Source organism: Rhodococcus sp. GQ147 (assembly GCF_059759155.1).
The window spans coordinates 39,072-63,500 of the sequence record NZ_JCAXDU010000012.1 but is presented as its reverse complement, the minus strand read 5'-3'; the positions used below and the strand labels follow the sequence as shown (position 1 = coordinate 63,500).

Here is a 24,429-nt window from a genome sequence, read left to right as displayed (position 1 = left end):
TCCGGTCCGGTCCGTAGGCACCGACCGGACCGGCAGGGGCTCAGAGCAGGTCGGTGAGTTCCTTGCCGATCTCCTCGGGGGTGACCGTCGGCTCGAAGCGGCGCACCACCGCGCCCTGCGGGTCGACGAGGAACTTGGTGAAGTTCCACTTCACCTCGTCGGTGCCGATCGCCTCCGGGCGGGTCTTGCTCACGTGCTCGAACAGGAAACCGTGCTGCGGCCCGAAATCACCGGGAGCCTCGGCGCGCAGGTGCCGGTAGAGCGGGTGCGCATCGTCGCCGTTGACATCGACCTTCGCGAACACCGGGAAGGTGACGTCGAAGTTCACGCGGCAGAACTCCTGGATCTCGCTGTCACTACCCGGTTCCTGACCACCGAACTGGTTGCACGGGAACGCGAGGATCTGCAGTCCGCGCTCGCCCAGCTCGCGGTGCAGCGCCTCGAGGGCCTCGTACTGCGGGGTCAGGCCGCACTTGCTGGCGACGTTGACGATCAGCAGATGCCGGCCGGCGAAGCGGGCGAGATCCTCGCTGCCGCCGTCGGCGGTGGCCACGGTGTACTCGTGCACGGACATGCGCTCTCCTGAACTGGGTTCGATCGGCTCGGCCCCGCAGGTGAGGCCGAGATCACCACGGACCCTACGGGATCGGACGACCCGGGCGGGGCTGCCGGTGCGGGGTCAGTCCAAGTCGCGGACGTGCCGGGCGGGGCTGCCCAGATGCAGCGTGTGTGGGGCACAGTCCTTCGTCACCAGCGAGTTCGCGCCGATCACCACACCGGCGCCGATGCTCACGCCCGGCATGATCACCGCACCGGAGCCGATCCACGCGCCGTCGCCGATGGTCACCGGCTCCCCCGTCAGCGTCGACGCGCGCTGTTCGGCGGTGCCCATGCGGTGGCTGCTGGTGAGCACCCGCACGTGGTCGCCGAGGAACACCCGCTGCCCGAGGGTGATGTCGGCGACCGTGTCGAAATAGCAGCCGTGGTTGACGAACGAGCCCGCGCCGAGGGTGAGCCGGCCGAGGCCCTGCACCACCACGCCGGTGTGGATCAGGCTCGGCGGTGCGGCGTCGACACCGGCGCGGCGCAACCACTTCCAGCGACTCCCGCTGGAGATCAGCGGGCTGCTTGCGAGCGCCACCGCGATCGCCTGGGACCGATAGGTATGAGAACGAGCCACGACGCCTACCCGCCGAGCTTCTCGTCGGCAGGATCGAGCACACACGCCAACCCGACGGTGCCGGTGCGGCCGCGGCGCACCACGCTCGCGCCGACGATGATCCGGCCGAGCAGCCCGTACTTGCGGGCGATCACCGACCGGGCGTGCGCCGACCCGTCGGCGTCGAGCACCTCCCCGGTGCCGGGCACCGCCGCCGACTTCGGGTTGCCGCGCGCGTCGCAGATCGCCAGGGACACCCGCGGATCGCGGCGCAGTCGCCGCACCTTGTAGGCGTCGGCGACCGTCCACACCAGCAGCCGGTTCCCGTCGGGCGCCGCCCACACCGGGGTGTCCACCGCGCTGCCGTCCTTGCGGTAGGTGGTCAGCAGCACGAACTTGGCGGCGGCGAGGTCCGCGAAGGTGGGGGTCGTCGACTCGGGCATGGCCACCACCCTACAAACCGCCCGGTCTCACGGCACCGCTCGTCCCCCCGGCGCCGCGTTCTACGCTGGCGGTCATGGCCGATACCGCTGTCGACGTGCACCTGCCCGCCGGGCACCTGACCTCCGCGCAGGTGCAGGTGCTCGCCGAGCTCGCCCACACCCACGGCGGCGGCGAACTGCACCTGACCGCCCATGCCCAGCTGCGGGTGCGCGGCGACCACGCCGCGATCAGCGCGGCCGTCACCGCCGCCGGTCTCACCGTCGACGTGCCCACCCGCGCACGGCTTCTCGTCTCCCCGCTCAGCGGCCGCATCGGCGGACACCACGACCTGCGCGAACTCACCGCCACGGTGATCGCGCGCCTGGACGACCGGCCCGTGGCGGCCGGCACCGTCCTCGGGCTCGACGACGGCACAGGCGACATCGTCGCCCTCGCCCCCACCGTCGCGGTCCTCGCCCGCCCCGACGGCCGCTTCGCGGTGATCCGCGACGGCGCCGACACCGGGGTGCGCGTCGACCCGCAGGACGCCGCCGAGGCGCTGCTCACCCCACCGACCGACCCCACCGGGGATCCGGAACCGGTACCGGAGCAGCCGCGGCCACCGATCGGGTGGCTCGACCAGCCCGACGGGGCCGTCACCCTCGCCGGCGGGCTGCCCGGCGGGATCCTTCCCGCACGACTGGCGGAATTCCTCGCCGCCGTCGAACGTCCGGTGATCGTCACCCCGTGGCGGTCGGTGCTGCTGTGCGATCTCGACGAGTGGACCGCCGAACAGGTGGTGCGGGTGCTCGCCCCGATGGGGTTGATCTTCGACGCCGACTCCCCGCATCTGCGCTGAGCCGCCGCTGACCTGCACGAACGGGCGGACTTCGCGAACCGGACCGTCGCCCCCGATCCGGCCCGCCGACGGTTCGGCCGCGCCTATCGTGGACGGATGAGCGGTCCGACAGCGGAATCCGACAGCTATGACGTGATCGTCCTCGGCGCGGGCCCGGCCGGGGAGAACGCCGCCCAGTACGCCATCGCCGGCAGCGACCGCACCGCGGTGCTCGTCGAACACGAACTCGTCGGCGGCGAATGTTCCTACTGGGCCTGCATGCCCAGCAAAGCCCTGCTGCGCCCCACCCAGGTGCTCACCACCGCCCGCAACATGCCCGGCGTCGCCGACAAGATCAGCGCCCACGGCGTCGAGGTACCGGCCGTACTCGCCCGCCGCGACAGCTTCACCCACAACCGCGACGACAGTTCCCAGGTGGACTGGGCCGAGGGCGCGGGTATCGACGTCGTGCGCGGCCACGGCCGCCTCGCCGGCGAACGCACCGTCACCGTCACCGGAGCCGACGGGGAGCGTCGCCTGCAGGCCCGGCACGCCGTCGTCCTGGCCACCGGCACCGTCGCGTCGATCCCGGACCTGCCCGGCCTGCGCGACGCGCTGCCGTGGACCTCCCGGGATGCGACGAATCTGCTCGAGGTCCCCCGCCGGGTGCTGGTGGTCGGCGGCGGTGTCGTCGCCTGCGAAACCGCCACCTGGCTGCGGCAACTCGGCGTCGAGGAACTCACCCTCGCGGTGCGCGGCGACCGGTTGCTGCCGCGCGTGGAGCCGTTCGCCGCCGAACGCGTCGCCACCCGCATGGCCCACAAGGGCCTGAATGTGCGCTACGGCACCGAGATCCGCTCGGTGCAGCGCCCCGACGTCAAGGACACCGGCGTCGGCCGCATCCACGGCGGTCCCGCCACCGTGGAGTTGTCCGACGGCAGCACTCTCGAGGTCGACGAGATCGTCGTCGCCGCCGGCCGCTGCCCCGCCGTGGACGGGCTCGGTCTCGACACTGTCGGCCTGACCGACGGGAAGGTGACCGTCGCCGACGATCTCACCGTCGACGGGGTCGACGGCCAGTGGCTGTATGCGGTCGGGGACATCGCCGGTCGCGCCGCACTGACCCACATGGGCAAATACCAGGCGCGGGTGTGCGGGGACGTCATCGCCGCCCGCGCCGAGAACCGCCCCACCGACGGGTCACGGTTCCGGGCGAGCGCCGACCACGGGCAGGTCCCGCAGGTGATCTTCACCGTCCCGGAGATCGCCGCGGTCGGCCGCACCGCCGAGCAGGCCCGCGCCGACGGACTCGACGTCGAGGTCCTCGAGGCCGACATCGATGTCGCCGGCGCCTCGCTCGCCCGCGATGACTACGCCGGCCACGCCGCGCTCGTCGTCGACCGGGCCACCGACACCCTCGTCGGCGCGACCTTCGTCGGCCAGGAGGTCGCCGAACTCGTCCACGCCGCCACGATCGCCCTGGTCGGGAAGGTGCCGCTGGACGCCCTGTGGCATGCGGTGCCGTCCTACCCCACCATCAGCGAGATCTGGTTGCGGCTGCTCGAATCCCGCCGCAGCTGACCGCCTCTCGAACGTGCAGTTGTCGTCGTGACACGCCGCGTGGCGACGAGAACTGCACGCCGACGGTCAGCGCGGCAGACGCCGCCACACCGCGCGCGGCAGCAGGCGCATCCCGAAGAACACCGACGACATGCTGCGCCGCACCCTGCGCTCCCCCGACGGTGCCGAAGGCACGCAGGTCCCCGCGGTCTACGTGCATTTCGGCACGTAGACCGGCGACTTGTTGGAGCCCGGGCCGACGATGAGCGCGGGTTGCCTCCGGTGATGCGGACGCCACGGACCTCATCAACAGCGGTGACTGTCACCGGATGCGCCGGTGCCGCCACCTACCTGCTCACCGTTAGTTTCACGCCCGTAGTTCCCTGGCTCCGACCGACACCACCACCAGGACGTCACACGCCGGAACGTGTCATTTTCAGATTTCGTGTCGGTAGGGCGCCCTCATCTCCGCGTTTCCCCAGTTCAGGGCAGGTGCGCAGCGAGACGGGGTCGGAATTTCTGAGGATTCCGGCAAGTTCGCGAGAATCTCTGACGGACACGAAGTCGGAACGCCGCGGGTCCACGCGCTGCTGCACGACTGACAAGTTGGGCGAGAACCTACAGCCTATTTGTGGATTTTAGGATGAGGTGCACTGCCCGTATCTCGTGACGGGAGATCCCCTCGCCTGCGCATTCCTTCAGATCGTTGGCGGTTCTCGGTGCGGGAGGCCCCCGGAGCGCACATCCGAATATCGGGGATCATCGTTGTTCAACGCTACCGTTGGCGGCTTTCGGTGGTGTCTCCGATGAATGGGCCGGTGGCGAGGTGTGTCCAGCCCGGTAGTGGCTGTCGAGGAATCGACGGCGGTGCTCGTCGAGTACTGCTGCGTCCCGCAGGTCTCGGTCGTGTTGTTTCCGGGCGTGAGCGTGGCGGTCGGCGGTGTGGCGCTGCTCGGTCCGGTCGGCGGCATGGCCGGCCGTCCCGTCACGCAGAACGTGCGCGGCCGTGCGGTCACACGTGATCAGTACTTGTCGGCAGGCCGAATGCACGGCAGAGCCCTGCCCGGCAGGACGAGATAGGTGTTGCTCGAATACCGCCAGCGGGACTCGGAGGAGGCGGTAATGGGTCCGCAGCACTGCCTCGATCATGGGGAGCATGGGCATCGTCCGGCGCCTTTCGTTCAGCTGTGCAGATCCTCACCTGGAGGCGGATGGGTTCGTCGCGGGTCCGAATCCCCGGTGGTCTTCGGTGTGCGGGTGTGATCCTCGGCTGGGAGCTGGTAGGACCGGATGAACGCTACGCACATTCAGGCCTGTCGTGGTGACACGGCAGCACCGCGAGGGTCTGTCGATGACCGAACACCTAGGTTGCTCAGGCTTGTTCGGTATTCGGTGCCACGGTCTTCTGCATGTCTTCGTACGCTCGATCGGCATCGAGCATGGGCTCGATGATCAACAACCGGAGGCAGGTTCCGTTCCGGCCGAAAACGTACATCTGGTTGCGTGGCTGATCCGGTGCCGGTCCGACGAAGTCGAGACCGTCCGGAGGATCGATACCTCGCTGGGAGATGCTCAGGGCATTCCAGTCGAAGGCGATCCGTTCGGTTCGTCCCAGGCGGGAGGTCAGTGCGGAGACCAGGTTGTGGAGTTCGGCGGTGACATTGTCGCCCCGCGGCCACCAGGCGCCGTCGACGCCGGCGGAGTGCTCGTCGGGGTCGCGCAGAAGCAGCCGCACCGTGCGGGTCGGGGCGTCGAAGGGCTGTCCACCGTCGGCGGCAGCGCGGAAACGCCCCAGGTCACGATTGGTGAACAGGCGCCGCGGAAGTCTGCTCATGTCATAGTCCCGTGTCGGGTCCGGATGGAGGCCGGTGCCGGCATCCGAGGTCCGTGGCGGCTGTCCACCGGACCCGGTACTCGCGACAATCACCGCGCAGTCGCCGAGGTCCGGCGGGGTAACGAGAGAAAGAGCGATCCGAGCGGATCCGGGCGTGGTGCAGCGTCATCGCGACGCTCCTGACTGGGCCGCAGAGCGGCCTGCTCATATCGACGGCGCCGACGAGACCGGGCATGGTCTCGCACTTCAGGCCCCGGCACCTTCAGCCTACCGTCACCACGGTCACGTGGTCGGCAATCGGCACACCGTGGCCCGGTACACCGCGAGAGAGCCCACGTGGCGGCCAGCGCACAGACCGCCAAGGCGCAGCGTCGGCCTGCGGGAGAGCCGGTCAGGTCGCATCCCTCGGTGGGACCTGTCTGTCCCCGGGACGACACCACCGGCGGAAGGACCGTAGCGACGGCCCGCGCCGTAGCGACGGCCCACGCCTGCGACGGCCGTCTCGGCGCTGGATGCGGCCCGGCGAATTCTCCGATCCGGTGTGTGGGCACCGCCCTCAGGTATCGAGGTGGGACAAGCGCGGGTGTGTGAGGTGGTCACGGGTGTCTCGGGGGTGAGCGTCGACGCGTACGCGTGCGTGGCCGGGCGGTGGTGTTCCGGTGCGGCCGATCGTGACCACGCACCAGCGAACACGGCAACGCGTCATCGCAGGGCACATCGCATCCCGGCACCGGGCACCGGTGGTCGGGCAGATGCACGAGGCAGAAGTAGTTGCCGCACCCCGCTTCGTCGTCCTCCTTACGCCCGAGGGGATTGTCCCCGCACAGATACCCGCGTCCCCGGTCGATCAGCTGATGGCACTGAGGATCGTCGCATTCGGCGGCGACTCCGTAGCCGGCTTCACGACCGTCGGGAAGGATGTAGTACACCAAACTCATGGTCTCTCCTCGTCGGTGGAACATCTCCGGATCAAGTGGGACTTCCGTGGAACGGGGCTCCGACTCCGAACTGCATCGGTGCCCACCACCAAGGGGAGTGGTACGAGCGAATCATCTGTCGTGGAAGCCTCGCCGATCAGCCGAGACCAGGTGCAGCAGTGAGCAATGAACTCCTGAATTCGCTGAAAGCTCACATGCTGCTGTTGCTCATCGTCCTGGTCGGAATGGACGCAGCAGTTCACGTTTGTTTATCAGGTTTCGAGGAGGCTGGTGCGGGTGCACGAGTGCGAAGACGGCATCGCCAGCTGCTGGGTTGAACTGGCGATGCCTCCCCGAGCTGAGCTCTCCGGATAGACCGGCCTGGGTACCGACCGTGTGCCCCCTCACCGTGGATCGGAAACATGCGTGTTCCTCTTGTCAAGGGACATGAGGGCGTCCCTGTAGGCGGACATGTTGCGTCCCTGTGCGCGGACAGCTGATCTCCCTGCCGGCGGTCAACTGATCTCCCGCGGCAGGTCAGGCCAAGGGCATCACCCCGCGTCCGGCGGTGGCGTCCTGCAGTCGCAACGAGGTGCCCTCGGTGATGACCACATGGGCGTGGTGCAGCAGTCGGTCGACCGCGGCGGTAGCGAGGGTTTTCGGCATGATCGTGTCGAAGCCGGACGGGTGCAGGTTGCTGGTGACCACCACGCTGCGCCGTTCGTAGGCAGCATCGACGAGACGGTAGAACGCCTCGGCGGCGGCCTGACCGGAGGGCAGCATCGAAGATGTCGTCGACGACGATCAACTCGGCCCGGGTGATGCGGGTGATGGCCTTGGTGATCGATCCGTCCACCGCAGCCCGCCCGATCGCCGCGGTCAACGATTCGAGACTGAACCACGACACCCGCATCCCGGCGTCGATCACCGCATGCGCGAGTGCCTCGACGAAGTGGGTCTTGCCGGTTCCGGACGGCCCGCTGACCGCAAGATTCTCGGCGCGATGCACCCACTCCAACGTCGCCAGTGCGTGCTGGGTGGGTAGCGGGATCGACGAATCCGTCTCGCGCCAGGAGGAAAAGGTCTTGCCCGCGGGAAGGCCGGCGCTCTTGCGGCGCATCGCCCTGGTGGCCTCGTCCCGGCCCCGGATCTCCTCGTCGAGCAGAACCTTGAGGACCTCGGCCGGATCCCACCGCTGCGCCTTCGCGGTGGCGAGGACTTCGGGTGCGGCAGCACGCAGATAGGGCAGACGCATCCGTTTGAGTACCGCCACCAGATCCTCGGACAGCGGCGGCGGAGTCGGGTTCACGATCCTGCTCCCGCCGCTGTGGTGCCGAATCCGGCCCAGGCACCGGTGCCGGGTTGGACCGAATGCTCCTCGTCGGCAACGACATTCCCACTGGAGGGGGCGTCGGCATGGTGGGCGACGATCGCCGGCAGGTCCGACTCGGCGAACCGGCCTGCCTCGGCGGCGACCGCCAACGCGGCGTCGACGGTGCCGACGACGACGAACGCGGCCAGTTCGACCGCGGCGGTCATCTTCGCGCGGATCCGGACCGCGCCGGCCGCCGAGGCGGCGATCAGCCAGGCATGCGCGCCGGGACCGAGATCGAGGAACCGGGCCTCGGCCGCCGAACGGGCCCTCGGGATCGGAGGCTTCGGGGCACCGCCCGGTTCCTGCGGATGGTCTTCTATAGTGCGCCGGGTCGATGCTCGGATTCCCGGGCGTCGACAGTCGGTGCCGGGCAACCTCACTCAATCCTTTCCTGTTCTGGGCCCAGGCCGGGGTCCGGGGCAGGGCATCGAGGTCGGCGACGATGACCAACTCGGTGCCGGCGGCCCGCACCCAGACTTCGACGCCGACCAGGCCGGGCGGGGTCGAATAGCGCACCGACCCGAACCGGATCGTCTGGTCGGTGCCGACGCTGCGGGTGGTGCCCAGTGCCAGGGTGTGCGGGCTGGTCGGCAGGGTGTGCAGACGGGCACGTTCCTCGGCCACCGCCTCGGTGGGGATGCGGGCGCTTTCCCGATGCCGCCGGCCGTTGACGGTGGCGCAGAACCGGTCGCAGGCGGTTTCGAGGTCGGCGAACGAGGCGTAGTCCGGCAGCAGGTTCGCTTCGGTGGGCACCAGATCCGCCTTGGCGATCTTGACCGTGGCTTCGCTGCCACCCTTCGATTCCGGATCGAAGGGCACGCAGGTGTGCACCGTCATGCCGTAGTGCCGGGCGGCCTCGACGATCTGCGGATGCCGCACCGGGATCCCGGCGACGTGATCGATGCTGACGGTGCGCGGATTGTCGGTCAACGCGTAGGTCGGCACCCCACCGAAGCGGCGCAGCGTGGCGTCGAGACAGGCGATCAACGTCGGCAACGTCTGGTCCCAGACCGGAATCACGACGCGGTAGCGTGACCATGCCAGCCAGGCCCAGAACAGCAGGGTTGAGCGCATGATCCCGTCGGGGCCGGGTACTTTCGGTCCTGCGCCCCAATCGAACTGCATCCACAAGCCGGGTTCGGTGATCCTCCCCCACTGCGTGGGAGGTGCCCCCAGGCCGGTAGGTGCGACGATGCCCGGCCCGCCACGCTGCCTTCGCCTCCGCCACAGCCCGGCGGGTGGTGCGTTCGGTGCCGTCGAAGCCGAGCTCGATCAAACGTTCGTGGACGATGTCGGCACGGACCTTGCCCTTGCTGCGGTCGATCCACTCTTCGATCTTCGCCAGGTAGTCGTCGATGAGGCGTGGTCGCCGAGTGGGACCGGCCAGTGTCAGCCCCGCGTCACGGGCGGTGACGTAGCGCCGGACGGTTTTCGGATCGACACCGGCCAGCTGTGCGGCGGAATGCGCGCTGCCGGTCGCGTCGTAGGCTTCGAGAATTTCCATGATGTCCCTGTCAGACTTCTTCATGCGTCCCTCCGGTGGGAGTCGCTCGGTGGTGGTCGAAGACCTCGAGCAAAACCCCTTCAGGGGCGTCTGGTTCAGGACCGACACACCGCCGGCCCCACGTCCATCGACAGGGAGATCAGCTGTCCGTCAGCAGGGACAGAGGTGTCCGTCTACAGGGAGATTGGCATGTCCGCTTTCACCTCTGTCATCGAGCGAACGTGCCAGTGGTGGCAGAAATGCGCCGGTGGCGGCCGGAACGGCTGCGCAGCCCCCTGCAGGACACAGCCGATCCGGCCTCGCCCAGCGTCCCATCATTCCGACCCCAGCGATAGCTGTGTGTTCACATCGACGAGAAACCCCGTCGGCGGGGCGGAAGCCACGTCGGCGGGGTCTCGACCACCGCGCAGGGGGTGCCGGTGGTGCCGATCAGTTTATCGGGCTACGCGCAGACAAGAAAAGATCGGATCTGCAGTACATCGATAGGAACGACTGGGACAGCGGCATCGTTCCGCCGCGGCGTGATGAGCACCGTAGTGCCCGCGATGCTGCGTACGTGTGCAATTGTCGATGCAGTGTTGCGCGTTCTGGTCCTCAAAGAATGTGTCGTGCCGGTCGCCGGGGTTGGTCTTGGCATGCAGCAGTGCGTCTTCGTCATAACCGTTGCGCAACGCCTCACGAGCGCCAGGGATCGCTCGTCACGCGAGCGCCTCTACCCGTCGAGCAACGTATGTCCCGATAGCCGGCCAAGGGCTTGCCTCACCAAGGTGGCAGAAACGCCACGGCGCCGCTTTGCCACATGGTTGAGGCACTGCTGGTCAGTGGCCTCTTCGTGCCTCAGGTCGAATGACGCAGGACACCGCTTCCTCGGGGACGTGTCGGATCCTGGCCTTCGTGCCGGTAGGACCCTCCCCCAGCGTTCCCCCAGCTCAGAAGTGGGCACAGCCAGACGGGGCCGCGTCCGGGAGTCGAGCCGGGCGAACCCCGCAGAAGTGGACTTTTTGTGGATTCGACGGTGCCGACCGGCCGACCCTTCCTGGACGGAAGTGTCGGCCGGTCATCCACCCTGGGGGAAGGGGTTATTCGAGTATACGTTCGGATTTGCCTGAGTAAACAAACTTCGGGTTCGCACCGGCTCCGCCCTGAAGTGATGCGCGAGCATCGTGCGGGGGCCGATTCCCGCAGGGGACGTGGGGCCGTCCGTACCCGTCGGGGGCACTGATCGCATTGCGACTCGGCGACGCTGAGAATAGAACACCCGGGCAGAGGCGTAGCGTGGGAGCGGTCGTCGGCTTTCGGGTCGGCACGGTAGAGGTGCCGTCGGTTCAGTAGCGCAGCTGACGGTGCCACTATCCTCGGGTGTGCTCTCGACCCGAGTGAAACTACCGGATTTACGTACCATCCGGTAAGCCTGCTTCGGTTCGGCTCATTGCCCCCGTGAACTGGGTTCCCTGGCTGGTCATCGCGTAGATCGGTGCTCGGTTCTCCACCTCGGTCGCATCATCCGACCGCGACCTACGTGAGGTCCCGCCACCGCTCGACGACGATCGCGAGCAGGGGCGCGATGCCGAAGGAGCGTGCCCCTGCGACAGATCCCGGGTCCGTGCCGCCTCTGCGGTAGGACAGTGATGGCACCGTCCGCACTGCGGATGGACACGGTCGGTGGGCTCGCCTTCACCGCGGGTGGCCACCTGGTGGTGGTTACCGTGCGGGTCATCCCCGGTGCCGGCTGCCATCGGGGGCGTGAAATCCTTATGTGATGACCGACAAGGACGCGGTGGCCGAGTCCCCGCTGATCCCCGAGCCGACCCGGGCGGATCCGGCCACAGTGTTCTCCGCGCTGGCCGAGATCTTGTACAGCGGCTCCGACGCGAGCGAGGTGTACGCGGCGATCTGCGTCGCCGCCACCCTGCTGGTACCGGGTTGCGACCACGCCAGCGTGATGTTGCAGCAGCGCGGACAGCACGTCACCGTCGCCGCCACCGATGACATCGCTGCCCGCATCGACGCATTGGAGCGACGCCTCGGACAAGGCCCGTGCGTCGATGCGATCACCGAGAACATCCCGCAGATCGACGCCGATCTGCGCACCGCCTCCCAGTGGCCCGAACTCGCCCGCGCGGTGGTCGAGACCACCCCGGTGCGCGCAGTGATGGGCTTCCGGTTGACCATCGACCAGCACAAGATCGGTGCCCTGAACCTGTTCTCCACCACTCCGGGCGCGTTCACCACCCAGGCCGCCGCCCAGGCCGGTGTGCTTGCTGCCTTCGCGTCGGTGACCGCGACCGCGGTCAGCCGCGATCAGGACATCGCGTCTTTGCGGGCCGGGCTGCTCAGCAACCGCGAGATCGGCACCGCCGTCGGCCTGCTGATGGGACTGGAGAAGATGACCGCCGACGAGGCCTTCGACGCACTGCGCCGCACCTCCCAGCAGATGAACCTCAAAGTCGCCGACCTGGCCCGCGCCATGCTTGAGCGGCACGGCCGCGCCCACAATCCCTGATCGTTCCGACGAAAGCGACCGCCCGGCGGTCCGCAGTACCGCCGACAGCGGCGCGGAAAACCCGGGTGTGCACCCACCGGGCTTCCCGCCGATCCACGCACACCGGGGGAGGAATGCGCGGACCGAGCGGCCCCGTCACTCCGAGGAGGGAGAAAAAGCGGGGACTGCCGACAAACACATATGGACTTTCGCCTCTAGCGTTACATCCAGGCACGCAGGATCCGCGGTCGCCGCGGAGACAGGGCCGCTCCGCGGGGGACGGTGCCACGGGGCGCAGTCGTGGACATCGACACTCGGAGAGTCACGGATTCGGGGAACTCGAGGCCCGGCAACGCCACCGTGCAGCGTCGCCGCTCGGTCACCGTCCGTGGGGGTGCAGCAGCAAGTGACGTCCACCTTGAGGTTCAGGGCTCTTGCCGAACACACAGAGGACCACCCTGCGACCGACCCGGAGAATCGGTCCTCCCCCGCCCTCGCGGCGGCCCTGCCGTGCTGAAGGTCCTCGCGTCCTCGTCGAATGCCACCGCTCATCGAACCGAGCGATGACACAATCAGGCATCGACCTCGGCGGTATCGAGGAAGGGCGGGTGGCGGTGGCACGCGGCGTGATCAAGTGGTTCAACGGTGCGAAAGGCTTCGGTTTCATCGCTCCCGACGGCGGCGGCGACCTGTTCGTCGAGCACACCGACATCGAATGCAGCAACGTCCCCGTCTTCCAGGACGACCAAGACGTGGAATTCGACGTGGGTGTGGGCCCGAAGCGGCGCCACGCCCGCCGGGTACGTCGGCTGTGAGTGACGACCCGAAGCGCCGCTCTGCTCGATTCCCCTGTCTCAGCGGGGATCAGCGGGGGTGGGGGCGTGGACGACCTGGAAGAAGAAGTCGTCGATGCGGCGGACCACCGCAGCGAGTTGCGCAAGATCGACCGGTTTGACGATGTAGGCATCGGCCGGCAGCCGGCGGCTGCGCAGGAGATCTTCCTCGGCGACCGAGGCGGTGAGCATCACCACGGGAATGGCCCGCAGATCCGGATCGAGCCGGATCCGGTCCAACACCTCGATTCCGCTGGACCGAGGCAGGTGCACATCGAGGAGGATCAGATCCGAGCGGGGCGCCTCGCTGTACGGGCCGTGCCGGTGCAGAAAACGCAGAGCCTGGTACCCATCCCGCACCACATGCACCCGGTTGGTGATCTTGTGCTCGCCCAGGGCTTCGGCGGTCAACAGTTCGTCGGCGGGGTCGTCCTCGACGAGCAGCACGACGACGGGCTGCGCAAAGTCGGTCATCGTGCGTTCTCCCGGAATTCTGAGTGCATAGTCTTCGAACCCGTTCGACGCTACGCCGGTGCCCCCTTGACTCCCCCGTGCCGGTGCCCGGCTCGGGGGCCGGCTGGACCGTGCCGTGAACCGGCACGAGGACGGATTCGACGCGATCGGACACGGCTGATCATCCGCGGGCGCAGCGGCACGGTCACGAGCCGGAGTCCGGGGGTGCCGACGAGCACGTGTCTGCATCACCGGATCCGCCCGCACCCTCGGGGTGAAGAAATGAGGATGCGGGCGGAAAAGGGTTCCCGGGTCGAGAGCTTTACGGGCGACGGTGGGGATCGACAGTCGGGGTGTTGTGGACGTGCGGCTCGTTTCGGCGTTTGAGTCCGGCGAGGCCGAGTAGACCGAGCAGACCCGCAAGACCCCACAAACCGGTCTTATCGCCGTCGGCGTCGTTGTCCTGGTTCTGCTGGGCGACTATCTGGGGGCCCGTCACTGCTTCAGGGCCGCACCCGGGGAGCCAACGGGCAAGCCGGTGAGCAAGCGCCTGCGTTTCTGGGCGTTACACGGGATAAGTGCCTGCGATGACCTCGGCTCGGTCGCACCGCGGCCGATGCCCGAGTTCCCGTAGCCTTGTACCTAGTGACCTGCGTCGATAGTTGGTGCCGGTGAACCTATCTTTTTGACGGAGGACCCTCGGTGGCCATCACCGATATCAACGAGTTCGCTCATCTCACCGATGCCGAAATCGACGCCCTCGGGCGGGAACTGGACGAGATCCGACGCGACGTCGAACAGTCCCGCGGCATCCGTGACGCCCGGTACATCCGGCGTGTGATCCGCCTGCATCGTGCCCTCGAGTCGGGTGCGCGGGCAATGCTGTTCGGTAGTCGTCGGCGTCCCGCCTGGGTCGCGGGCGCGGCACTGCTCGCGCTGGCCAAGGTCATCGAGAACATGGAGCTCGGGCACAATGTGATGCACGGGCAATGGGACTGGATGAACGATCCGGAGATCCATTCCGCGACGTGGGAGTGGGACCAGACCGGGCCGTCCGAGCACTGGAAGCGCGCGCACAACTACGCGCATCACACCTACACCAACATCGTCGGGATGGACAGCGATGTGGGATTCGGCATTTTGCGGATGACCCGGGACGAGAAGTGGCGCCCGATCAACGTGCTGCAGCCGTTCGCGAACGTAATCCTGGCCGCCACATTCGAGTGGGGCATCGCGTTGCACGACCTGGAAGCACAACAAAAACTCCACGGCGTCGGCCCGTGGACGCTGGACAGCGCACCGAACCGGCAGTTCGCCCGCAAGATCATCCGGCAGGTGGGCAAGGACTTCGTCCTGTTCCCGGCCCTGACCGGCCGGGCGTGGAAACACACGCTGGCGGCGAACGCGGCAGCGAACCTGATCCGTAACCTGTGGGCGTACGCGGTGATCTTCTGCGGGCACTTCCCCGACGGCGCCGAGAAGTTCACCGCCGACCAGTTCGAGACCGAGACGCGGGACCAGTGGTATCTGCGGCAGATGCTCGGCAGCGCCAACATCGACGCCGGCCCGGTCCTGGGATTTTTAACCGGCAACCTCAGCTACCAGATCGAGCACCACCTGTTCCCCGACCTGCCGTCGAACCGGTACCCCGAGATCGCCGTACGCGTGCGGGCACTATGCGCCGAATACGACCTGCCGTACACCAGCGGGCCGCTGGGCAAGCAGTACCTGCTTGCGCTGCGCACGATCCACAAGCTTGCCCTGCCGGACCGTTTCCTCGAGCGGACCTCGGACGATGCACCCGAGACGTCGTCGGAACACAAGTTCCGGCCCACCGGCTCGCGGACCACCGAGGCACCGCGGATCGATACCGAGACCGGGCGGCGCCGCGGGCTGCTGTCGGCGCTGCGTGCGCACACCGAGGTCCGCGTCGAAGCACGCAGGTTCACGCGCCGGAAGTGACCGGCGTCGTCCGTATCGATCGCAACTTCACATCTCCCAGCACCGAACACGATGGACCGCCCCCGCGCGGACTGCCCCGCAGCATAGACGTGCCGAACCCCTCTGCGGTGAAGCGACTTTCAGGCATAGGCAGTCCCCACCAGCAGGGTGAAGGCGAAGCCGCCGCCGTGCCAGGCCTTCCTGACCCACCCTTGACCAGGAACAATCGCACCTTTCGGGCACGGACTCAGCGTGCTGCGGCCGTAGATTCCGAGACAACCGGTTCCGCAACCTGCCCTCTCCGAACCCCTGACGGCCGCAGGACCGCGCCTGGTGCGTGGCGACGAATATCGAGCGATGGCCAACCATGCGAGCGGGTCCAAGCAGTGTGTCGAGGCGATCCTCGCCTCTGCCGAGCTGGAAGCCTTCGAGGTCTTCGCCGACAATGAACGTGCTGTGGAACAGCGACACCATCCACCCGCGCCCGGAATGTTTCTATCCCGGGCGGGTACTAGGGTTCGCGGAGCAACATCACCTAGCCCCGCGAAAAAACTGCCGTTATCACTGAAGATCAGATCGCCCGATTCCGCCGCGGATGTTTCATGTACGTTCGTTTTCGGAACAAGATCAAGTCTGCGGACCGATCCTCAAACAGCACACCCCGACACGGTCCGGCACTCGATCGCGTCCTGCGGAAGACGGCCGTCCGACCGTCCTGCTTAACCGTCCTGCATGTCGGTCTCGAATAGCTGACTCAAACAGCACTTTCGTCGCCTCATGGACGGAATCCTGATCGGCTGTTCCCGATGCAGCACCGCGGGCCAAGATCTGCAACCGCACCACGGAGCCCTCAAAGGCCGGAGTCCGCGACGACCGGCTCTATACGGACAAGGGCGCTCTATACGGACAAGGGCTACGCGGGAGACAAGCGACATCGGCCCGGTCTGTGCGAAGCGCTCGCCGTCTGCCGCAGTCGTCAGCGCGGCAAACGCCGCCACATCGCCCGCGGCAGCAGGCGCATCCCGAAGAACACCGGGCGCAGCACCGCCGGCACCCACACCTCCCCGCGCCCGCGGTGCAGCGCCTGCACCGTCGCGCCGGCGACCTGCGGTGGGGTGCTCGACAACGGTGCAGGGCTCATGCCCTCCGTCATCCGGCCGATCACGAAACCGGGGCGCACCAGCAGCAACGACACCCCGCTGCCGTGCAAGGCATCCGCCAGGCCGGACGCGAAACCGTCGAGGCCGGCCTTCGCCGACCCGTACACATAGTTGGCGCGGCGCACCCGCCACCCGGCCACGGAGGAGAACACCACCAGCCGCCCCGAGCCCTGCGCGCGCAGCCGCTGGGCCAGGTCGGTGAGCAGCGCGACCTGCGCGAGATAGTCGGTGTGCACGATCGACACCGCGTGCGCCGCATCGGTTTCCGCACGGGCCTGGTCGCCGAGGATGCCGAAGGCCAGCACCGCCACATCGATCGGCCCGAAAGCGGCGATGCGGTCGAGCACCGCGGTGTGGGTGTCGAGGGCGTCGGCGTCGAACTCGACCGTCTGCACCGCCGTCGCTCCTGCCGCCCGCACGGCGGCGCACTCGTCGGTCAGGTCGTCGGCGCGACGCGCGGCCAGGATCACGGTGCGGCCCGGCGCGAGGCGGGTGGCGACCTCGACGCCGATCTCGCTGCGTCCCCCGAAGATGACGACGGTTCTCTGCGCGCTGTGGTTCATGCGGCCCAGTGTCCCGGGTCGATTTCCGGGAGGCAGTGTCGGGTCTCAGCCCGGCAGCACCGTCAGCCCGTGCGGACGCAGATTCATCGACTCGCAGCCGTCCTCGGTGACGACGACGATGTCCTCGATCCGCGCCCCCCATTCGCCGCGGAAGTAGATGCCCGGTTCGATGCTGAATGCCATGCCGGGCTGCAGGGTGTCGTCGTTGCCGGAGACGATGTACGGCTCCTCGTGCACCGACAGGCCGATGCCGTGCCCGGTGCGGTGCACGAACGCCTCCCCGTAACCGGCGGCGGCGAGCAGGTTACGGGCGGCGGCGTCGACGTCCTCGGCGCGCACCCCGGGACGCACCGCGTCGACCGCGGTCTGTTGTGCCTTCTCGAGCACCGCGATCTTCGTCGCGATCTCCGGGTTCGGTTCGCCGATGCTGTAGGTGCGGGTCGAATCCGAGTAGTAGCCCGGCTCGACGGGACCACCGATGTCGATGACGACGATGTCGCCGGATTCGATGACCCGCTCGGACACCTCGTGGTGCGGGTCGGCGCCGTGCGGGCCGGAACCGACGATGACGAACGCCGCCGCGGTGTGCCCCTCTTCGAGGATCGCGGCGGTGATGTCCGCAGCCACCTCGGCTTCGGTGCGCCCGGCGCGCAGCCATTCACCCATGCGGGCATGCACCCGGTCGATGGCGGCACCGGCGCGGCGCAAGGCCTCGACCTCGTCGGCGTCCTTGACCATCCGCAGCTGCCGGATCACCGACGTCGCCAGCGCCGGGGCGCTGCCGAACCGGGCGGTCAGCGGCACCAGGTGCAGCGCCGGCATCGCCTCGGCCACCGCGAAGGCCCCTGCGGTCGCCACGAGTTCACGCACGAGCGCGTAGGGGTCCTGCCCGTCCACCCAATCCCGCACCGGCAGACCGAGTTCACCGATGGCGGAGTCGTTCAGCGACGCCAGTTCCAGCCGCGGCACCACCACGGTGGCGCCGGAACCGTCGGTGGGGATCACCAGGCAGGTCAGGCGCTCGAACGACTCGGCGCGGGAGCCGGTGAGATACCGCAGGTCCGGTCCGGGGGTGATGAGCAGCGCGTCGACGCCGGCGGCGGCACCGAGTTCGGCGGCGCGGGCCAGGCGGGCCGCGTAACGGTCGGCGGGGAATCGGGGGGCGGCAGTGGTCATGTCTTCGAGCCTAGTGGCCGCGGCCGGATGGCAGGATGTGGTCCGTGACCGCACCGGAGAACCCCACGCCCGCACCGGACCCCACGCTGATGTTGCTCGACGGCGCGAGCCTGTGGTTCCGCGCCTTCCACGCCATCCCGGAGAAGGTCACCGCCCCCGACGGCAGCCCGGTCAACGCGGTGCGCGGCTTCGTGGACATGGTGGCCTCGCTGATCCGCACCCACCGCCCCACCCGGCTGGTGGTGTGCCTCGATCTGGACTGGCGGCCGGCCTTCCGTGTCGCGGCGATCCCCAGTTACAAGGCGCACCGGGTCGCCACCGGGTCGGACGGCACCGTCGAGGAGGTCCCACCCGCGCTGCTGCCGCAGGTGCCGGTGATCCTCGACGTGCTCGCCGCCGCCGGCATCGCCACCGGCGGGGCGGCCGGTTTCGAGGCCGACGACGTGCTCGGCACCCTCGCCGCCCGCGAGACCATCGACCGGGTGATCGTGGTCAGCGGCGACCGCGACCTGCTGCAGGTCGTCGCCGACAGTCCGGTGCCGGTGCGGGTGCTCTACGCCGGGCGCGGATTGGCCAAGGCCGAGTTGTTCGATCCGGCGTTGGTCGCCGAACGCTACGGAGTGCCCGGCGAGCGGGCCGGCGCCGCCTACGCCGAACTCGCGGTGCTGCGCGGCGACCCGTCGGACGGACTCCCCGGCGTCAAGGGGGTCGGGGAAAAGACCGCCGCGTCGTTGCTGCAGCAGTACGGCTCCCTCGACGCGGTGCGCGCGGCCGCGGTCGACAAGTCGTCGTCGATGGCGAAGGGCATGCGGGTCAAACTCGCCGCTGCGGCGGACTATCTGGATGCGGCGCTGCCGGTGGTGCGGGTCGCCACCGACGCCGACGTGGACCTGTCCCGCTCGGACGTGTTGCCGGCGGCACCGGCCGCTCCGGAGCAGCTCACCGCGCTGGCGCAGCGGTGGGGTCTGGAACGGCCGGTGTCCGCGCTGGTCGCGGCCCTGGCCGACCGATGACCGCTTCCGGTCAGTTGGGGCGGCCGACCTCGTAGGTGCCGTTGTCGTCGGTGACGGTGACGGTCACCTCCCGGAACTGGCCGTCCACGGTGACCGCGCAGGTGAAGCTGTGGCCGGCCTCGACCTTCTGATCGCTCGGGCACTGCACGTCGCCGACCTGCCCGGCCCCGTAGGACTCGGTGAGCACCTTCGCGATGCCCGCCTGGGTGGACTCGGTGTCGAGGACCTTCCCACCGAACATCGTCGTGGCGAGGATCCCGACGATGGCGAGCACCACGACGAGCCCGGCGCCGCCGAGGATCCACGGCAGCTTCGACTTGCCGTTCTGCTGAGGCGCGCCGCCGGGCTGCTGCCAGGTGTTCGCGGGCGCTCCCCAGGGCTGCGCCCCGGCGGGCTGCTGCCCACCCCACCCGGGGACGGGCTGCGTCGGTTGCTGACCGGGCGCGCCCCACGGCTGCTGTGCGCCCGGTTGCTGACCCCAGCCCGGCGCCTGTCCTGGTGCCTGCTGACCGGGTGCCGGCTGCCCCCAGCCGGGGGCGGGCGGCTGTGGGGCCGGACCCCAGCCCTGTTGCGGCGCACCGGTCGGCGCACCCCACGGATTCTGATGCCCGGCACCGGGCTGCGCGGGAGTCTGCTGCCCGGCGGGCGGCGCCCACCCGGGCTGCGGAGCGTTCCCGCCCGCACCGGTGTCGGGTTGCCACGGCGACTGCCCGGCGGTCGACTGTCCCCAGCCGGTGCCGCTGCCCTGCCCCCACTGCTGCTGGCCGGCGGGCGGCGCCCACGGTGATCCGGGCTGCTCACCGCCCCCGGAGGTCGGGTTGGGTGCCCATGGATCCGTCGATTCCCGCGGCTTCTGCCCCGGCGAGTCCTGCGGTTCGTTCGGCCCGGTCATCGTCGTCTCCACTCACCCTTCCCGTTGTGTGCCCATACGGTAGCGTCCACCCGCCGCGGGCATCCACGCCTACCGGGCGTCCCGGACACCCCGCAGGGGCCGGGTCATTCGGCGGTGGGATCGACGGCGACGACCCCGCGACGCACCGCCCCGACCGCCTTGCCGGCGGTGCGGGCGAGTTCCGGATCGTCCGCGCAGGTGCGGATCTGGTCGAGCAGATCGATCAGCTGCCGGCACCACCGCACGAAATCTCCGGGTGAAAGTTCCTTGCCGGCGGCCTCCGCGGCGACGAGCGCCTCGGTCAGCGACGCGGTCGACGCCCAGGTGTAGGCGGCGGTGACGAAACCCAGATCCGGTTCGCGGGTCGGGGGCAGCCGGTGCCGGATCTCGTCGGCCCGCAAGCCGTCGCAGATCCGGGTGGTCTCGGCCAGCGCGTGCCGGATCGGGCCGGTCGGCCCGACGACGGTGACCGGTTCGTCGGTGCGCGACTCGTAGATCACCGCCGAGGCGACCGCCGCGAGTTCGGCGGCGGACAGTCCCGCCCAGGCACGGCGACGCACGCATTCGGCGACCAGCAGATCCGATTCGGTGTAGATGCGGGCGAGCCGCTCCCCCGCCTCGGTGGTCGCCGGATCGTCACCCTCGGTGAGATAGCCGCGTTCGGTGAGCAGCGCGACGATCCGCTCGAAGGTGCGCGCCAGCGAATCCGTCGCCGCGGCGGCCTTGCGGCGCTGCTGCTGGGTTTCGCGCAGCAACCGGTGGTAGCGCTCCCCGGCACGCGCCAGCGAGTCCAGATCGGGGTGCTTGCGGGCCGGATGGTGCTTGAGTTCGCGGCGCAACGCGTCGATCTCGCGGGTGTCGCCCTTGGACGTGCTGCGCTTGGGACGGCGCGGCGGCACGAGGCCCTTCGACCGCAACGCCGACGCGATGTCGCGGCGCCCACGGCCGGTGCGGTGATCGACGTGCCGCGGCAGCCGCAGCGTGCCCAGCACCGTCGCCGGGGTCGGGAAGTCCCCGGCGGAGAGGCGACCGGACCACGCGTCGGCGGTGACGACCTGCGGCCGCGGATCGCCGGCGTCGGTGTCCGGCAGCACCACCACGGCCAGGCCGGTGTGTTTACCGGCGGGCACGGCGATGATGTCACCGCGCCGCAGGGTCACCAGCGACGCCACCGCCGCGGCCCGACGATCCTGCTTGCCGCGCCGCTCGTGGGCGCGTTCGGCGTCGGTCAGCTCGGCGCGCAACCGCAGATAGTCGAGGATCTCGCTGCCCTCACCGCCGAGTTGGTCGCGCAGCTGTGCGAGGGTGGCCTCGTTGCGGTCGATGCCGCGTTTGAGACCGACCACCGACTTGTCGGCCTGGAACTGGGCGAAGGACATCTCGAGCAACGCCCGCGACCGCTCCACCCCGACGGCGTCGATGAGGTTGACCGCCATGTTGTAGGACGGGCGGAACGAGCTGCGCAGCGGGAAGGTGCGGGTGGAGGCGAGCCCGGCGACCGCCGCCGGTTCGATGCCCGGCTGCCACAGCACCACCGCGTGGCCCTCGACGTCGATGCCGCGCCGCCCGGCCCGGCCGGTCAGCTGCGTGTACTCGCCGGGGGTCAGCTCGGCGTGGGTGTCGCCGTTAAACTTGACGAGCTTTTCGAGCACCACGGTGCGGGCCGGCATGTTGATGCCCAGCGCGAGGGTCTCGGTGGCGAACACCGCCCGCACCAGCCCCCGCACGAAGAGCTCTTCGACGGTGTGCCGGAAAGCCGGCAACATCCCGGCGTGGTGGGCGGCGATGCCGCGTTCGAGGGCGGTGCGCCACGACGCGTAGCCGAGGACCTCGAGGTCGCCGCGCGGCAGATCCCGGGTGTGCTCGTCGACGATCCGGCGGATCTCGGCGGCTTCGGTCTCGTCGGTCAGGTGCAGACCCGAGCGCAGGCACTGCTGCACCGCGGCGTCGCAACCGGCGCGGCTGAACACGAAGGTAATCGCCGGCAACAGACCGTCGCGGTCGAGACGGACGATGACCTCCGGGCGCGGCGGCGGCCGGAAGCGGGGGCCGCGTTCACCCCAGCGGTCCATCCCGGACAGACTCTGCCGTTGCCGCACCGCCGACGCCAGCTCCGGGTTGACGACGATGTCGCGGCGTCGCCGGGTCGGGGCGGTGTCGGTGTCGGCGCGGCGGTCGAACAGGTCGTAGATACGGGAGCCGAGCATCATGTGCTGGTGCAGCGGGATGGGCCGCACCTCGTCGACGACGACGGTGGTGTCGCCGCGCACCGTGGTCATCCAGTCGCCGAACTCCTCGGCGTTCGACACGGTCGCCGACAGCGACGCCAGCCGCACGTCCTCCGGCAGGTGCAGGATCACCTCTTCCCACACCGCGCCGCGGAACCGGTCGGCGAGGAAGTGCACTTCGTCCATCACCACGTGGGTGAGCCCGATCAGGGCGGTGGACGACGCGTAGATCATGTTGCGCAGCACCTCGGTGGTCATCACCACCACCGGCGCATCGGAGTTGATGGACTGGTCGCCGGTGAGCAGACCCACCGAGTCCCGGCCGTGCCGGGCACACAGATCGGCGTACTTCTGGTTGCTCAGCGCCTTGATCGGGGTGGTGTAGAAGCACTTGGAACCGCCCTGCAGCGCCAGATACACCGCGAACTCGCCGACGACGGTCTTGCCGGCGCCGGTGGGGGCGCACACCAGCACCGAATGCCCACCCTCGAGGGCGCGGCACGCCTCGATCTGGAACGGATCGAGCGGGAACCCGAGGCCGGTGGCGAACTCCGCGAGCTGCGGGGTGGGGACGAGCGGCGCGGTGCCGGTCTCGTCGTTACCGGCAGGGCCGGGAGTGGGGTCGCCGGTCACAGGGTGTCGGAGTAGTCGGTGCGGGCCGGATCGGTCCGTACGGTGTCGGTGGGCGCCGTCGGCGCTGCCGGCTCCACCGGGCTCGGGGCCGGGATCGTCGAACCCTCGTCGTCGTCGAGATCGGCCCAGCCCTCGGCGCGGGCCTTGCGGGCGCGGCGCCGGTCGGTCAGCCGGGCGATCTGGATGGCGAACTCCACGAGCAGCGTGAGCGCCAACGCCAGGGCGAGCATGGAGAACGGATCCTGGCCGGGGGTGGCGATGGCGGCGAAGACGAACACCGCCATGATCAGCCCGCGCCGCCACGCCTTGAGCTTGGCGTAGGGCAGCACCCCGACGCCGTTGAGCGCGACGATCACCAGCGGGATCTCGAAGGACACCCCGAAGATCACCAGCAGGTTGATGAGGAACCCGAAGTATTCGGCGCCCGAAAGGGCGGTGACCTGCACGTCGTTGCCGACGGACAGCAGGAACGACAACGCGTGGGAGATCACCAGATAGGCCAGTACCGCGCCGGTGACGAACAGCGCCGCCCCGCAGGTGACGAAGCCGATCGCGTAGCGGCGTTCCTTGCGGTACAGGCCGGGGGTGACGAACGCCCACAGTTGGTACAGCCAGATCGGGCACGCCATGACGATGCCGGCGGTCGCGGCGACCTTCAGGCGCAGCATGAACTGCTCGAACGGTCCGGTGGCGAGCAGTCGGCACGAGCCGTCGTTGCTCAGGTCGGCGCGGGCCGAGGCGGGTAGGTCGCAGTAGGGGCCGCGCAGGATCTCCCCGAGGCTGTCGAGGCCGAACAGGCTGCGGCTGTACCAGACGAATCCGAGGATGGTGGTGAGCACGATCGCAGCGAGAGCGATCAGCAGACGCGTGCGCAATTCGTAGAGGTGCTCGACCAGCGACATGGTGCCGTCGGGATTGGTCTTGCGCCGGCTTCGGCGCGGATCGAACGGGATGCGCACGGTGCGGTTCTCAGCTCCTGTCGAGACCACCGGCGTGCGGGCGTGCCGGGGTCAGCGGAACGCCGGGACACCCGTGGTGGGCGCCCCGGCAGGATGAACGTCGGTCAGGCAGACCGCGGTTCGGTGTGCGTGTTCGGCGCGGCGGGATCGGCTGTCGGCTGCGCGGCCGGCAACGGATTCGGCGCCGGCTGCGGCGTGGACGCCCGGGCGTCGTCGTTCTGCATCTCCTTGACCTCGCTCTTGAAGATCCGGAGCGAACGACCGAGACCGCGCGCGGCGTCGGGCAGCTTCTTCGAACCGAAGAGAATCACGACCACCAGCGCCACGATGGCCCAGTGCCAGGGGCTCATTGCACCCATTTACAACAACCTCCACTGATCGGCTCCGATCGATGCTACCGGACCTCGAGCACAGCCCGAGGCTTCGCGCCGGTGTATCCACCCACAATTCGCGGAGGGTTCACACAGATGTTTCACAACGCGACCG

Annotated in this window: 22 protein-coding genes and 2 pseudogenes; 9 read left to right on the top strand and 15 right to left on the bottom strand. The window is 69.1% G+C overall.

What is annotated here, in order from left to right; translation table 11 throughout:
• Positions 1 to 40: 40 nt before the first annotated feature.
• From AC6CID_RS15085 to AC6CID_RS15075, 3 genes are all read right to left on the bottom strand, one after another.
• A complete protein-coding gene (locus AC6CID_RS15085; RefSeq protein WP_006550017.1) occupies positions 41 to 574 on the bottom strand; it encodes a glutathione peroxidase in 534 nt (177 codons plus the stop codon).
• A 105-nt stretch (positions 575 to 679) separates the two neighbouring features.
• Positions 680 to 1,180, bottom strand: a complete 501-nt coding sequence (locus AC6CID_RS15080) for an acyltransferase (protein WP_498354165.1) — start codon at positions 1,178 to 1,180, stop codon at positions 680 to 682.
• Between the two features lie 5 nt (positions 1,181 to 1,185).
• Positions 1,186 to 1,602 (bottom strand): PPOX class F420-dependent oxidoreductase, encoded by a 417-nt coding sequence (locus AC6CID_RS15075; protein ID WP_498354164.1) that lies wholly within the window; start codon positions 1,600 to 1,602, stop codon positions 1,186 to 1,188.
• 74 nt (positions 1,603 to 1,676) lie between these two features.
• Here AC6CID_RS15075 and AC6CID_RS15070 point away from each other — a divergent pair, with 74 nt between their 5' ends.
• The 3 genes from AC6CID_RS15070 (at position 1,677) to AC6CID_RS15060 (ending at position 5,060) form a co-directional block, all read left to right on the top strand.
• The gene (locus AC6CID_RS15070) at positions 1,677 to 2,441 is read left to right on the top strand and encodes a ferredoxin-like domain-containing protein (protein ID WP_039586446.1); all 765 of its coding nucleotides are present in this window, start codon (positions 1,677 to 1,679) and stop codon (positions 2,439 to 2,441) included.
• Between the two features lie 96 nt (positions 2,442 to 2,537).
• A complete protein-coding gene (locus AC6CID_RS15065) occupies positions 2,538 to 4,001 on the top strand; it encodes a dihydrolipoyl dehydrogenase family protein (RefSeq protein ID WP_498354163.1) in 1,464 nt (487 codons plus the stop codon).
• Between the two features lie 822 nt (positions 4,002 to 4,823).
• Entirely contained in the window at positions 4,824 to 5,060 is a 237-nt protein-coding gene (locus AC6CID_RS15060) for a hypothetical protein (RefSeq protein ID WP_064062091.1), read from the top strand.
• Positions 5,061 to 5,352: 292 nt separating this feature from the next.
• Here the strand turns inward: AC6CID_RS15060 and AC6CID_RS15055 are convergent, their stop codons facing one another.
• Positions 5,353 to 5,814: a DUF5994 family protein gene (locus AC6CID_RS15055; protein WP_019289558.1), complete on the bottom strand. Its 462-nt coding sequence runs from the start codon at positions 5,812 to 5,814 to the stop codon at positions 5,353 to 5,355.
• Positions 5,815 to 6,410: 596 nt separating this feature from the next.
• A complete protein-coding gene (locus AC6CID_RS15050; protein WP_019289557.1) occupies positions 6,411 to 6,752 on the bottom strand; it encodes a hypothetical protein in 342 nt (113 codons plus the stop codon).
• A 158-nt stretch (positions 6,753 to 6,910) separates the two neighbouring features.
• Here AC6CID_RS15050 and AC6CID_RS15045 point away from each other — a divergent pair, with 158 nt between their 5' ends.
• A complete protein-coding gene (locus AC6CID_RS15045; RefSeq protein WP_157100847.1) occupies positions 6,911 to 7,069 on the top strand; it encodes a hypothetical protein in 159 nt (52 codons plus the stop codon).
• Positions 7,070 to 7,268: 199 nt separating this feature from the next.
• On the opposite strand, the pseudogene istB reads toward AC6CID_RS15045, so the two are convergent.
• Both istB and istA read right to left on the bottom strand, forming a co-directional pair.
• Positions 7,269 to 8,040: pseudogene (gene istB / locus AC6CID_RS15040) on the bottom strand (IS21-like element helper ATPase IstB).
• Positions 8,037 to 9,634 (bottom strand): annotated as a pseudogene (gene istA / locus AC6CID_RS15035) (IS21 family transposase). The pseudogenes istB and istA overlap by 4 nt, the downstream one beginning before the upstream one ends.
• Positions 9,635 to 11,238: 1,604 nt before the next feature.
• On the opposite strand from istA, the gene AC6CID_RS15030 reads away from it, so the two are divergent.
• The 3 genes from AC6CID_RS15030 to AC6CID_RS15020 all read left to right on the top strand — a co-directional run bounded on the left by AC6CID_RS15030 (position 11,239) and on the right by AC6CID_RS15020 (position 12,907).
• Positions 11,239 to 11,370 (top strand): hypothetical protein, encoded by a 132-nt coding sequence (locus AC6CID_RS15030; RefSeq protein ID WP_259444072.1) that lies wholly within the window; start codon positions 11,239 to 11,241, stop codon positions 11,368 to 11,370.
• The gene (locus tag AC6CID_RS15025; protein WP_064063730.1) at positions 11,370 to 12,113 is read left to right on the top strand and encodes a GAF and ANTAR domain-containing protein; all 744 of its coding nucleotides are present in this window, start codon (positions 11,370 to 11,372) and stop codon (positions 12,111 to 12,113) included. The genes AC6CID_RS15030 and AC6CID_RS15025 overlap by 1 nt, the downstream gene beginning before the upstream one ends.
• A gap of 593 nt (positions 12,114 to 12,706) precedes the next feature.
• Positions 12,707 to 12,907, top strand: a complete 201-nt coding sequence (locus AC6CID_RS15020) for a cold-shock protein (protein WP_037216795.1) — start codon at positions 12,707 to 12,709, stop codon at positions 12,905 to 12,907.
• Between the two features lie 39 nt (positions 12,908 to 12,946).
• Here the strand turns inward: AC6CID_RS15020 and AC6CID_RS15015 are convergent, their stop codons facing one another.
• Positions 12,947 to 13,399: a response regulator gene (locus tag AC6CID_RS15015; RefSeq protein ID WP_019289546.1), complete on the bottom strand. Its 453-nt coding sequence runs from the start codon at positions 13,397 to 13,399 to the stop codon at positions 12,947 to 12,949.
• A gap of 301 nt (positions 13,400 to 13,700) precedes the next feature.
• Positions 13,701 to 13,877 (bottom strand): WGxxGxxG family protein, encoded by a 177-nt coding sequence (locus AC6CID_RS15010; RefSeq protein ID WP_019289545.1) that lies wholly within the window; start codon positions 13,875 to 13,877, stop codon positions 13,701 to 13,703.
• 203 nt (positions 13,878 to 14,080) lie between these two features.
• On the opposite strand from AC6CID_RS15010, the gene AC6CID_RS15005 reads away from it, so the two are divergent.
• Positions 14,081 to 15,340 carry a fatty acid desaturase family protein gene (locus AC6CID_RS15005; protein WP_019289547.1) on the top strand — a complete coding sequence of 420 codons (1,260 nt, stop codon included), beginning with the start codon at positions 14,081 to 14,083 and terminating at the stop codon, positions 15,338 to 15,340.
• Positions 15,341 to 16,295: 955 nt separating this feature from the next.
• Here AC6CID_RS15005 and dprE2 read toward each other — a convergent pair.
• Complete coding sequence (gene dprE2, locus AC6CID_RS15000) at positions 16,296 to 17,042, bottom strand: decaprenylphospho-beta-D-erythro-pentofuranosid-2-ulose 2-reductase (RefSeq protein WP_498354162.1); 747 nt, start codon at positions 17,040 to 17,042, stop codon at positions 16,296 to 16,298.
• Between the two features lie 45 nt (positions 17,043 to 17,087).
• A complete protein-coding gene (locus AC6CID_RS14995) occupies positions 17,088 to 18,218 on the bottom strand; it encodes a M24 family metallopeptidase (RefSeq protein ID WP_498354161.1) in 1,131 nt (376 codons plus the stop codon).
• 35 nt (positions 18,219 to 18,253) lie between these two features.
• Between AC6CID_RS14995 and AC6CID_RS14990 the strand changes: the two genes are divergently transcribed.
• A complete protein-coding gene (locus AC6CID_RS14990) occupies positions 18,254 to 19,231 on the top strand; it encodes a 5'-3' exonuclease (RefSeq protein WP_033098355.1) in 978 nt (325 codons plus the stop codon).
• Between the two features lie 10 nt (positions 19,232 to 19,241).
• Here the strand turns inward: AC6CID_RS14990 and AC6CID_RS14985 are convergent, their stop codons facing one another.
• From AC6CID_RS14985 to tatA, 4 genes are all read right to left on the bottom strand, one after another.
• Positions 19,242 to 20,123, bottom strand: coding sequence for a DUF4333 domain-containing protein (locus tag AC6CID_RS14985; protein WP_498354160.1), 882 nt, complete (start codon positions 20,121 to 20,123; stop codon positions 19,242 to 19,244).
• 104 nt (positions 20,124 to 20,227) lie between these two features.
• Positions 20,228 to 22,984: a DEAD/DEAH box helicase gene (locus AC6CID_RS14980; protein WP_033098354.1), complete on the bottom strand. Its 2,757-nt coding sequence runs from the start codon at positions 22,982 to 22,984 to the stop codon at positions 20,228 to 20,230.
• A complete protein-coding gene (gene tatC / locus AC6CID_RS14975; RefSeq protein WP_019289529.1) occupies positions 22,981 to 23,943 on the bottom strand; it encodes a twin-arginine translocase subunit TatC in 963 nt (320 codons plus the stop codon). Before tatC ends, AC6CID_RS14980 begins: the two co-directional genes overlap by 4 nt.
• Before the next feature lie 104 nt (positions 23,944 to 24,047).
• A complete protein-coding gene (gene tatA / locus AC6CID_RS14970) occupies positions 24,048 to 24,302 on the bottom strand; it encodes a Sec-independent protein translocase subunit TatA (protein ID WP_033098352.1) in 255 nt (84 codons plus the stop codon).
• Positions 24,303 to 24,429: the final 127 nt, after the last annotated feature.